The sequence below is a fragment of the Mesorhizobium sp. M2A.F.Ca.ET.039.01.1.1 genome, from assembly GCF_003998035.1.
In the GTDB taxonomy this organism is placed as follows: Bacteria; Pseudomonadota; Alphaproteobacteria; order Rhizobiales; family Rhizobiaceae; genus Mesorhizobium.
In genome coordinates, this window is the sequence record NZ_RZRY01000173.1 from 1 (window position 1) to 10298 (window position 10298).

At 64.1% G+C, this 10298-nt stretch carries 9 protein-coding genes and 3 pseudogenes; 4 read left to right on the forward strand and 8 right to left on the reverse strand.

Going from position 1 to position 10298, the window contains the following annotated elements; genetic code table 11:
• The 3 genes and pseudogenes from EOA24_RS15305 to EOA24_RS15315 all read right to left on the reverse strand — a co-directional run.
• A pseudogene (locus tag EOA24_RS15305) lies at window positions 1-198 on the reverse strand (carbohydrate ABC transporter permease); the annotation flags it as partial.
• Window positions 195-1055 carry a sugar ABC transporter permease gene (locus tag EOA24_RS15310; protein WP_126080372.1) on the reverse strand — a complete coding sequence of 287 codons (861 nt, stop codon included), beginning with the start codon at window positions 1053-1055 and terminating at the stop codon, window positions 195-197. The gene EOA24_RS15310 and the pseudogene EOA24_RS15305, both read right to left, overlap by 4 nt.
• Window positions 1056-1111: 56 nt before the next feature.
• Window positions 1112-2380 carry an ABC transporter substrate-binding protein gene (locus tag EOA24_RS15315; RefSeq protein ID WP_126080373.1) on the reverse strand — a complete coding sequence of 423 codons (1269 nt, stop codon included), beginning with the start codon at window positions 2378-2380 and terminating at the stop codon, window positions 1112-1114.
• 106 nt (window positions 2381-2486) lie between these two features.
• Here EOA24_RS15315 and EOA24_RS15320 point away from each other — a divergent pair, with 106 nt between their 5' ends.
• On the forward strand, window positions 2487-3356 hold the full coding sequence (locus EOA24_RS15320; RefSeq protein ID WP_126080374.1) for a helix-turn-helix domain-containing protein: 870 nt from the start codon (window positions 2487-2489) through the stop codon (window positions 3354-3356).
• 19 nt (window positions 3357-3375) lie between these two features.
• Here EOA24_RS15320 and EOA24_RS15325 read toward each other — a convergent pair whose 3' ends face one another.
• The 3 genes from EOA24_RS15325 to EOA24_RS15335 all read right to left on the reverse strand — a co-directional run bounded on the left by EOA24_RS15325 (window position 3376) and on the right by EOA24_RS15335 (window position 6488).
• Window positions 3376-4749 carry a HAMP domain-containing sensor histidine kinase gene (locus tag EOA24_RS15325; RefSeq protein WP_126080375.1) on the reverse strand — a complete coding sequence of 458 codons (1374 nt, stop codon included), beginning with the start codon at window positions 4747-4749 and terminating at the stop codon, window positions 3376-3378.
• Window positions 4750-4794: 45 nt separating this feature from the next.
• Complete coding sequence (locus EOA24_RS15330) at window positions 4795-5472, reverse strand: winged helix-turn-helix domain-containing protein (protein ID WP_126063578.1); 678 nt, start codon at window positions 5470-5472, stop codon at window positions 4795-4797.
• Between the two features lie 236 nt (window positions 5473-5708).
• On the reverse strand, window positions 5709-6488 hold the full coding sequence (locus tag EOA24_RS15335; RefSeq protein WP_189343357.1) for a hypothetical protein: 780 nt from the start codon (window positions 6486-6488) through the stop codon (window positions 5709-5711).
• Between the two features lie 222 nt (window positions 6489-6710).
• Between EOA24_RS15335 and EOA24_RS15340 the strand changes: the two genes are divergently transcribed.
• Window positions 6711-7337: an isoprenylcysteine carboxylmethyltransferase family protein gene (locus EOA24_RS15340; RefSeq protein WP_127409890.1), complete on the forward strand. Its 627-nt coding sequence runs from the start codon at window positions 6711-6713 to the stop codon at window positions 7335-7337.
• Window positions 7338-7648: 311 nt separating this feature from the next.
• Here EOA24_RS15340 and EOA24_RS15345 read toward each other — a convergent pair whose 3' ends face one another.
• Together EOA24_RS15345 and EOA24_RS15350 are read right to left on the reverse strand one after the other, a co-directional pair.
• On the reverse strand, window positions 7649-7858 hold the full coding sequence (locus tag EOA24_RS15345) for a hypothetical protein (protein WP_126080378.1): 210 nt from the start codon (window positions 7856-7858) through the stop codon (window positions 7649-7651).
• A pseudogene (locus EOA24_RS15350) lies at window positions 7855-8609 on the reverse strand (COG4280 domain-containing protein). Before EOA24_RS15350 ends, EOA24_RS15345 begins: the two are co-directional and overlap by 4 nt.
• Before the next feature lie 296 nt (window positions 8610-8905).
• Between EOA24_RS15350 and EOA24_RS15355 the strand changes: the two are divergent.
• Both EOA24_RS15355 and EOA24_RS42405 read left to right on the forward strand, forming a co-directional pair.
• The gene (locus EOA24_RS15355) at window positions 8906-9925 is read left to right on the forward strand and encodes an LLM class flavin-dependent oxidoreductase (RefSeq protein ID WP_127409891.1); all 1020 of its coding nucleotides are present in this window, start codon (window positions 8906-8908) and stop codon (window positions 9923-9925) included.
• Window positions 9926-10168: 243 nt separating this feature from the next.
• A pseudogene (locus EOA24_RS42405) lies at window positions 10169-10298 on the forward strand (integrase); the annotation flags it as partial.

Sequence of the window (10298 nt, forward strand, 5' to 3'; positions counted from 1 at the left end):
GCGCTGCAGATTGTTGAAATTGTCGATGAAGCCGTCATGCGGCAGAAGCTCGATGCCCGGGCTGAAGATGCCGTTGTCCGGCATGGTCGAGAACACCACCATCATCCACAGCGGGAACAGCCAGATCAGCGCCAGCGGCGTCAGGAAGAGATGCAGCAGGATGCTGCGGCCGAGCCTTGCCTGCGAGCGCGAGATCATTTCGGCTCCCTCATCAGCCAGAGCTGCACCAAGGTGATGGCGATGGCGAGGCCCGCCATGGTGTAGGCGACGGCCGAGGCGTAACCGAAATTGAGCGACCGAAAACCTTGGCGGTAGAGCAGCAGCCCAAGCGTTTCGGTGCCACCGCCGGGGCCGCCACGCTCGGTGATCAGGAACGGCTCGGTGAAGAGCTGCATGGTGCCGATGATCGACAGCACGGCGCAAAAGACAATGACGGGCTTCAAGAGCGGCAAGGTTATGTGGAAGAACTGCTTCACCTTGCTGACGCGGTCGAGCGTCGCCGCCTCGTAGAGGTCCTCCGGAATGGACTGCAGGCCGGCGAGGATGATGATGGCGTTGTAGCCGGCCCAGCGCCAGGTCACCGCGATCATGATCAGCGCCATGGCCGGCGTGACGTTGGAGAACCAATCGACTTTGGGCAGGCCGACGCTGTTGAGCAGCTTGTTGACGATGCCGAAATCGAGGCTGAACATCAGGCGAAAGACGGCCGAATAGGCGACCTCGCCGACCACGACCGGGGCGAAGAAGGCGAAGCGATAGAGGCCTCGCGCCTTCAAGAGCGGCGAATTCAGAAGCACCGCCATGACGATCGCCAGCGCAATCATCACCGGCACCTGGATGACGAGGATCAGCAGTGTGTTCTTCAGCGCGTTGTAGAAGGCGGGGTCGCCGATCAGGCGGCCCCAGTTGAAGGCCGGCGCGAAACGCCACGGCACGGTCCGCGTCGCCTGGAAGGAGATCAGGAACGAGGAAATGATCGGCCAGATCCAGAAGACGGCGAAGATCAAAAGGTAAGGCGTGAGGAAGCGGTACGCGGTGGCGTTCTGGGTGCGCATGGCTTCCTCCTTTCTTCGTTTTCCCTTCTCCACTTGTGGGAGAAGGAAAAGCGGCCTTACTTCACCGGCAGGCCGGTGGCGGCGGCGATCTGCTTGGCGGCGTCGTCGAGCGCGGCCTTGGCGTCGGGATAGCCGTTGGCCAGATATTTGGTCTGCACGGCGCGGACGATGATCTCGGCGTCGCTCTGGAACTGGGTGCCGCGGCTCGGCACCACCTTGGGCAGCGTGGAGAGGATATCTTTCCAGACCGCCTGGCCGCCCCAATATTCCTGGCCCTGCGCGACGTAGGGATCGTCGAGCGCAGAGACCAGCGACGGCACGAGGCCGAAATCCTTCAGCATGGTGATCTGGCCGTCGTTGGTCCCCAGCGTGTATTTCAGATAGGCGTAGGCCGCTTCCTTGTTCTTCGAGGCCGATGTGATGGCCAGCGACGACCCGCCGAGATTGGCGGCGCGCGGGCCATCGGCGGTCAGGCTCGGCATCAGATAGACGCCCCATTTGCCGCTTTCCTTCGGCGATTCGGTGCGGATCGTGCCTTCATACCAGCCGCCATAGACCTGGGTGGCGACGGTGCCGGCGGTGTTGTTGGTGATCTTGGTCGACCAATCGGCCGACGACACGATGCCGGCGTCCTTCATCTCCTTGACCTTGGTCATGGCGTCGACGCATTTCGGCTCGGCCACGGTGATCGACTGGCCGTCCTCGGCGAAATAGGCGCAGCCCTGCTCGTTGGAGATCATGCGGAAAAATTCGGTGTCGCCGTTGAAATCGGCATTGGTCATCGACACGCCGGGATTGGCGGCCTGGATCTTCTTGCCGGCGGCGATGAAATCGTCCCAGGTCTTGATCGAGGCCGGATCGACGCCTGCCTTCTCGTAGAAGTCGCGGCGGTAGAAGACGGCGACCGGGCCGGAATCCCATGGCATGGCATAGGCCTTGTCGCCGATCTCGAGCTCGGTGCGCTTGAAGTCGGGGAATTTCTTCTGGTCTTCGGCGGTGTAGCCCAGCGTGTGCAGGTCGACGAAGCAGTCCGGGAACTGGCTCCAGTAGTTCTCGGCCTCGCCGTTCTCGATCGTGACGATGTCGGGCAGGCCGACGCCGCCGGCGGCGCAGCCGGCGATCGACTTGTCATAGGTCGGCTGGTTGCCGAGGTCCTGAACCGTGACCTTGATGTCGGGATATTTCTTGTTGAAGCCCTCGACCGTCGACTTCAGCGACGAAGCGGCGATGTTCCAGCTCCAGATGGTGATCTCGCCGGACTGCGCCAGCGCCGGGCCTGAACCCAGGGCAAGCAAAAGCGCGGCGCAGGTCAGTGTGGTGCGCATTGAAATCCTCCCATTTCATTTGCTCTCTCGCTGTGAGCGTGGCTAGATTATGCGGCGCGGAAGGCTTGTCCCCGACAGAGGGAATAAGAAGTTGGCGGAAAGTAAGATGCCCGAGCGTCCGTTCTACCAGCCTGGCGCGAGCAGCGTCGAAGGCCTGCCGCTGGCCTTGCAGATGTTCCACAACCATCCGCTGGTGATGCTGAAGCCGCATTGGCACGCCCAGGTCGAGGTGAACTTCATCGTGCAGGGCAGCGTGCACTACCGCATGGCCGAGCATGAGATTTCGCTGTCGGCCGGCGAGATGTGCCTGTTCTGGGGCGGCCTGCCGCACCAGATGGACGATCTGACGGACGACGCTGTCTATGCCGGCGCGCATCTGCCGCTGGTGCATTTCTTCAGGCTGCATCTGCCGGCCGATGTCAGGCACCGGCTGATGACCGGCGCGACGCTGGTGACCAATGCCACCGATCAGTCCGACAATGACAATTTCAAGCGCTGGAACGATTATGCGCGCTCGGGCGATCCGGCCAGGACAGAGCATGCCGTCAACGAGCTGCTGCTTCGGCTAGAGCGGGTGCGTTTCGAGCCCTACCGGCTGGTGCCCGGAACCGCCGCCGGGCATGGCGCGGGCAGCCCCTTCGACCAGCAGTCCTCACGCAATGTCGGGCGCATGTGCGATTTCATCGCCGAGAATTTTCTCTACGATATCGACTGCGTGAACATCGCTTGCGCCGCCGATATCCATCCCAAATACGCCATGAGCCTGTTCAAGAAATCGACCGGCATGACGCTCAACGAATATGTCAGTCTCTTGCGGCTGAGCTATGCGCAGGCACTTCTGATGCATGAGGACGCCAATGTGCTGAAGGTCGCGATGGACTCCGGTTTCGGCTCGCTCAGCGCCTTCAACAAATCGTTCCGCAAGCTTGCCGGCATGTCGCCGTCCGATTTCCGCCGGGCGGGCGCCGCGCGGTGACTGCCAAAGCGGATCCGAATCAGGCGGCTTTCACCGCCGGGAAGCTGACCGTGACGCCGAGACCCGGTTTGCAATCCTCCAGCGTTATCACGGCGCCATGCAAGTCGGCCACAGCCTTGGCAAGGCTGAGACCCAGGCCGCTGCCCGGCGTCGTGCGGCTCGCATCCAGGCGGTAGAGCCGCCGGAACACCTTTTCACGCTCCTCGGCGGGAATGCCCGGGCCATTGTCGCGGACATGGATAAGGACGTGGCTGCCATCCCTGGTCACTGAAAGTCCGATCGCGGTCCCCGGCGGGCAATGCCGGAGCGCATTCTCGACCAGATTGGCGAGCATCTGCATCAGCAGGTCCCGGTCGCCGTGGATATACCATTTCGTATCCGGAACGACGCCCGTTGAAAGGGACTTGCCGTCATCCTCCGCGACATCGGCATAGACGTCGCCGATGGTCTCGACGATAGGCCCGACATCCAGATCGACGAAGCGCGCCTTGCGGGCGCCGGCCTCGATCTGGGCGACGCGCAGAAGCGCGTCGAAGGTGCTGTTGATCTGCTGGCTCTCGGCGCGGGCGTCGGTCAGCTCGGCCGAGACATCCTCGCCCGACACCGTCTTGTCGGCGGCGGATTCCAGGATCATCTGCAGCCGGTTGAGCGGCGTCTTGAGGTCATGGGCGATGTTGGCGCTCACCTCGCGCATGCCGTCTACCAAGGCCGACAGGCGCTCGAGCGCGGCATTCACCTGGGCGGAGACGGCGTCGATGTCGTCGCCGCTGCCGATCAGCGGGATGCGGGCGTCGAGCCGGCCATGCGAGACGTCCACCATGGTGCTGGCGATGCCATCGAGGCGCCGCTGGACACGCGAGGCGAGCACGGCGCCGCCGCCGATCGCCAGAACGGTGATGACGAGCGTAGCCCAGCCGAAGCTCATCAGCACGATCCTTTCGAGATCCTCGGTTTCCGAAAGCGAGAAGGCGACGGTCAAATTGTTGTCGCCGACCGTGCCCGAATAGGCGCGGTATTCGGTACCTGGCGGCACGCCCGGCAAGTCGGCTGCGAACATGGAAAACCCATCCGGCAGGCCGGAGGCGGTGAAATCGCCGGCGAGGCGGTTGCCGGCCTTATCGGTGAGGGAAAAGATCTGGTCCTTGTCCTGGCTGAACTGGGCATGGTCCCTGACGGTGGAGACGAGATCCTCCTCGTCGCTCTCGGCATGGGTCGCGGCGATCAGCGAGTAGGTCTCCTTGATCGACTGATCGAGCTGCCTGGCGAGCGAGGCACTCATCAGTTGATAGACGACCGCGCCGGACAGGATGAAGGCAAGCAGGAACAGGAAAGCGAAGGTCAGCGCCAGCCTGAACGGCGTGCTGCGCAGCAGGCTGGAGCGCCTATCGCTCATGCGCGCGCGAAGGCGCTTGGTCGCCCGGCAATCGCGGATGCGGGATCAGGCCGGAACATGCAGGCTGTAGCCGGTGTTGCGCACCGTATGGATCAGCGGCACGTCGAAGGGCCTGTCGACCTTGGCCCTCAGCCGGCTGATATGCGTCTCGACGACGCTGGTCTTGGGATCGAAGTGAAAATCCCAGACGCGCTCCAGCAGCATGGTGCGGGTGATGACGCGCCCCTCGCCGCGCATCAGCACCTCAAGCAGGCTGAACTCGCGCGGCTGCAGGTCGATCGGCTGACCCTGTCTGGTCACGCGGCGCTGGATCAGGTCCATTTCGAGGTCGGCGACTCGCAGCGCCGTCTTCTGCTCCTGCGCCGCCGGCCGGCGGCCAAGCGCATGAATGCGGGCAAGCAGCTCCGAAAAGGCGAAGGGCTTGACCAGATAGTCGTCGCCGCCCGCCTCCAGGCCCTCGACGCGGTCGTCGACGCCGCCGATCGAGGTGAGGAAGATAGCCGGCGTATGGATGCCGGCGGCGCGCACGGCCTTGATCATCGACAGGCCGTCGAGGCCGGGAACCATGCGGTCGGCGACGATCACGTCATAGGCGTTGCGGGTCGCGGCGAAGAGGCCGTCATGGCCGTCGCGCAAAAGATCGCAGACATGGCCGGCCTCGGTCAGCCCGCGGACGATATAGTCGGCGGTTCTCGGATCGTCCTCAACAAGCAGAAGTCGCATCGCCCCGTGCTGTCCTTGCCGCAACCTCGCCGGCATGGCGGCGCCGGCCGGCTCTTTCCTGGCTGGTTCTCCAGGATATGATGCCGAAACGCGTGAAGCGGCTCTCGGGCGGCATCATGCCCCATCTCGTCGTCTCGGCGCAATTCCGGACGGATTGCACCAACCATCTGCTTTACGCATTCGGGGACCGAAGACCGCTACACATTTTTGCGAGACGGCTGGTTCAGGGATCGCGCTCAGTCGAGCAGGGCCTGCTCGTCCTCGTCGATCAGGCTCTTCAGCGTCATATAAAGAACGATGACCACGATAGAGCCGAGGAAGGTCAGGCTGGTGAAAGTGGTGCCGAAGCCCATGCCGCCATATTCGACCGGCCGCGCCAGCAGGTCGCCGAAGGAGGCGCCGAACGGTCGGGTCAGGATATAGGCGAGCCAGAAGGCGAGGATGGCATTCAGGCCGAGGACGAAATAGCCAAAGGCGATCGCCGCGATGACGCCGCCAAAGATAAGGCCAGTGGCGAGATAGCCAAGGTCGAAGCGCTCGGCGACCAGATCGCCGGCGGCGGTGCCGAGCGAGAAGGTGAACAGGATCGCCAGCCAGTAGAAGATCTCGCGCCGGGTGGTGAAGACGGTGTGGATCGACAGGGTCTTCTCACTGGCGTACCAGGCGATGAAGGTCAGGGCGAGGGCGACCGAGAAGATGATGGTCGTCGTCTCCAGCCGCACGCCGAAATTGTCGACGAGGTTGTCGGTGACCAGGGTGCCGACGACGCTGGTCAGGACGACCGCCAGCCAGTAGGCCCAGGGCACGTAACGCTTCTGCGCGAATTGCAGGACAAGCGCGACAATGAGAATGCCGCTCATGATCAGCGACGTGACGATAAGGCCGAGCCCGAGATTGACGGCCAGATAGTCCGCCGCCGTCTCGCCCATGGTCACCGCCAGGACCTTGATCAGCCAGAAATCGAGGGTGACGTCCGGGACCCGGTTCAATTCGAACCCGTATTCGTTGGCTGTCATGGTCATGGCTATGGCTGTCATCCTGTAAGGGCCGGTCGTCGGCGCTCTGTTCAAGCCGACAACCCGTGGCAATCAGGCTAGACGCGTAAATTCACCGCGGCCTGTCCGCATCCTTACAAATTCGTAAGGACGGCCAAAAACATTCGCCGGGTCTCGTCATCGCCCGGCGGAAGCGCTAGAGAAAGCCCGGCGTCCGTCTCGGCGCCGCAGCGGTGAGAAAGAATGGCCTCCCTCAAAGCGGCGCCGAAAGCGTTCGACCAGCACAAGCGCCTGATCTTCGTGCAGGTGGCAGCCGTGCTTGCCGTCATCCTGCTTCTCTTCAGCAGACCGGCGCTGGCCGAAGGATCGAACGGACATGAATCGCTGGAGACGATCGGCTTCGCGATGGTGCTGGCCTGCTTCCTGGGCCGGCTGTGGAGCATCCTTTTCGTCGGCGGCAGGAAGAATGACGAGCTGATCGTGTCCGGTCCGTTCTCGATGACCTGGAACCCACTCTATTTCTTCTCGACCGTCGGCGCGGTCGGTATCGGGCTGATGTTTGGCTCGGTGCTGGCGGCCGCGATGCTCGGCCTGGCGAGCTTCCTCGTCTTTCGGTTCACCGCGCGCAAGGAGGCCGCGTATCTTGCCGGCAAGTTCGGCGCGGCTTACGCGGCCTATGCCGAACGCACGCCGTCCTTCTGGCCGAACCCGCTGCTCTACCGCGACGAGGCGCAGTGGCTGTTTTCGACGGGCGCGCTGAGGAACACGTTCCGCGACGGGCTCTATTTCCTGGCTCTGTTTCCGGTGATCGAGGCGGTCGAGTATTTCCGCCTCAGCGGCCACCTGCCGACGCTTTTTACGGTCTATTAGTTGCCCGGCACGGAACGACCGGCGGCTATGTTTGCTTGGCAGGCGGCATAGGCTGCAGATTGGCCGAAGCGCCTATCGCGATCGTCATCCTATGGCGGAGCAAGGAGCGAAGCGACGCGCGCAGACCATAGGATCCATGCCGTGACGTCGAGGCGTTGCCACGGTGCAGAATTCTGCGCCGCTGCGTTCCTTGGCCAAGGTCACGGAATGGATCCTCGGGTCTGCGCTCCGCTTCGCGTCGCTCCGCCCGTGGATGACGAGGGGCTTCGCCGATCTTCAGCGGTTGCGAGGCTTCACGGATTGAACGCCGGTCAACGCGCCCTGTCGCGCGCGGCGCGGCGCGTACTCTCCAGGATAATTGCCAAACAGCCGGCGAGAAGCAGTAGGCCGCCGACGAGCGGCGGCAGCCTCAGGAGTTTCACCGCGGCGGTGACGAGCGCGATCAGGATCAGCGCCAGCAGGGCCAGATTGCCGTCGTCGACGAACATGCCGACGAGTTCCTTGAAGACGAGACGGATCATCGAGCAACTCCCGTAGTAGGCGCCGGGTAAGCGCCGCGCAGCCAGCGCTAATGGCGAAGGATGCGGCGGCAGTGACGGCGAAGATGGCGAGCAGAGCGAGGTCGGCGCCCGGCCACTCGGCGCCGAGGCCTTCGCCGGTCCACAACACGCCGAAGCTGGTCAGCATCAGCCCGACGACGAATTTCAGCGAATTCTCGGGCACGCGCGCCAGGGGCCGGTGCACGGCAAGGCCGATCAGCATCACCAGCACGAAGGCCGCCAGCGCGCCAAGGCCGGCATAAAGCGTCTGGCCATGCGCGGCGCCGACGGCAATGACGATGAACACCACTTCGACGCCCTCGAGCAGCACCGCCTTGAACGACGCGACGGCGGCCAGATAGTCGGCACGGCGGTCGCCGGCCTGCCGCCGCAACATCGCGGTCTCCTTGGAAAAGGCCTGCTCCTCGTCATGCAGCGCGATCACGCCGACGCTGCGCAGGATCGCCTTCCGCAGCCAGCGCATGCCGAACAGGATCAGGAGCACGCCGACCACGAATTGCAGGACCGCGATGGGGACGAGCGCCAGCAGCGGGCCGAAAATAAGCACCAGCGCCGCAAGCAGGGCGAGCGCAAGTGCTGCGCCCGTCAGCGCGGGGCGCCAGCCGCGCGTCACCCCGACGGCAAGCACGATGGTGAAGGCTTCGACGACCTCGACGAAGGACGCCAGGAAAGAGGCCGTCACGGTGGAAAGTATCGGTGTCAGGCCATGCATGAAGCTTTTGTCCAATGCTGGGGAATCATCGGCTGGTGGGAACGATACAGCGCACGAGAGGCGGCGAGAATGCCGGAGGTGATCGCAGGGGCCGATCGGCGCGCTGGCACCGGCCTGCGCCACATGTGCCGTGGTTTGATCGCGCTCCGAGGCGAGAGTGGGACCGGACATTTCGAAGACTCATTGACGGTCTGTATCCGTTCGGTGTCCGTTGTATCGCGGCGCTGCCCTGGCTATCTGCGGGAGCAACAAGGCATTTGAGCGGCCGACGAGCCGCTCCAGCAGGAACGGAGCACATGAAGAAGATCGGATTTCTGTCCTTCGGGCATTGGTCGCCCTCGCCGCAATCGGGCACGCGCTCGGGCGCCGATGCGCTGCTGCAGTCGATCGACCTCGCGGTCGCGGCCGAGGAGCTCGGCGCCGACGGCGCCTACTACCGCGTCCACCATTTTGCCCGGCAGCTTGCCTCGCCGTTTCCGCTGCTGGCCGCCGCTGGCGCCAAGACCAAGCGGATCGAGCTCGGCACCGCCGTCATCGACATGCGCTACGAGAACCCGCTTTACATGGCCGAGGATGCGGGCGCCGCGGACCTGATCGCCGGCGGGCGCTTGCAGCTGGGCATCAGCCGCGGCTCGCCCGAGCAGGTGATCGATGGCTGGCGCTATTTCGGCTACGTGCCGCAAGAGGGCAAGAGCGACGCCGACATGGCGCGGAATCACGCCGAAATCTTCCTCGACCTGTTGCGCGGAGAAGGCTTTGCCCAGCCCAATCCGCGCCCGATGTTCCCCAATCCGCCCGGCCTGCTCAGGCTCGAGCCCTTCTCGGCCGGCCTGCGCGATCGCATCTGGTGGGGCGCGGCCACCGACGCCACCGCCGTCTGGGCGGCCAAGCTCGGCATGAACCTGCAGAGCTCGACGCTGAAATTCGACGAGAGCGGCGAGCCGCTGCATGTCCAGCAGGCCAAGCAGATCAGAGCCTATCGCGCCGCCTGGAAGGAAGCCGACCACGCGCGGGAGCCGCGCGTCTCGGTCAGCCGCAGCATCTTTGCCCTCGTCAACGACATGGACCGCGCCTATTTCGGCGGCAGCGAGGGCGAGGACCATTTTGGCTATATCGAGCCCGAGAAGCGCGCCGTGTTCGGCCGCACCTATGCCGCCGAACCGGACGTACTGGTCGAGCAGCTCAGGGAGGACGAGGCGATCGCCGAGGCCGACACGCTGCTGCTCACCGTACCCAATCAGCTTGGCGTCGACTACAACGCCCATGTCATCGAGTCGATCCTGAAGCACGTCGCGCCGGCGCTGGGCTGGCGGTGACGGCGGTTGGGCGGTGGTATCATGCCGGCGATGATGATCAACATTTGACTCTATGACAGGCCTGCGGGCGCCAAACCGCCGGCGTTAGCGCCGCCCCTCATCCCCTGCCGGGAACTTCTCCCCGTATAGTGACGGGGAGAAGGCGCTGGCAGCGGCCGGGTGCTTGTTCTGCAGCGCTGGCGATTGGCGAAACCATTCGCGGCAGCGTCTTTCTCCCTGTCACTATACGGGGAGAAATGTCCGGCTATTCGAAGCGACAATGGCCCACCCTTTGCGTCGGCCGGCGTCACAGGGCTGACGCCGCTGGCAGTGCGCTTCATTAAGCTCGGCATCGCCCTGGAGCGCATCCAGCCAGGCAAGCCGCAGCAGAACG

What these genes read in the sequence shown, in the direction of transcription:
- EOA24_RS15310 (WP_126080372.1), bottom strand. Translation starts at nt 1,055, where the DNA reads ATGCGCACCCAGAACGCCACCGCGTACCGCTTCCTCACGCCTTACCTT.
- EOA24_RS15315 (WP_126080373.1), bottom strand. Translation starts at nt 2,380, where the DNA reads ATGCGCACCACACTGACCTGCGCCGCGCTTTTGCTTGCCCTGGGTTCA.
- EOA24_RS15320 (WP_126080374.1), top strand. Translation starts at nt 2,487, where the DNA reads ATGCCCGAGCGTCCGTTCTACCAGCCTGGCGCGAGCAGCGTCGAAGGC.
- EOA24_RS15325 (WP_126080375.1), bottom strand. Translation starts at nt 4,749, where the DNA reads ATGAGCGATAGGCGCTCCAGCCTGCTGCGCAGCACGCCGTTCAGGCTG.
- EOA24_RS15330 (WP_126063578.1), bottom strand. Translation starts at nt 5,472, where the DNA reads ATGCGACTTCTGCTTGTTGAGGACGATCCGAGAACCGCCGACTATATC.
- EOA24_RS15335 (WP_189343357.1), bottom strand. Translation starts at nt 6,488, where the DNA reads ATGACAGCCAACGAATACGGGTTCGAATTGAACCGGGTCCCGGACGTC.
- EOA24_RS15340 (WP_127409890.1), top strand. Translation starts at nt 6,711, where the DNA reads ATGGCCTCCCTCAAAGCGGCGCCGAAAGCGTTCGACCAGCACAAGCGC.
- EOA24_RS15345 (WP_126080378.1), bottom strand. Translation starts at nt 7,858, where the DNA reads ATGATCCGTCTCGTCTTCAAGGAACTCGTCGGCATGTTCGTCGACGAC.
- EOA24_RS15355 (WP_127409891.1), top strand. Translation starts at nt 8,906, where the DNA reads ATGAAGAAGATCGGATTTCTGTCCTTCGGGCATTGGTCGCCCTCGCCG.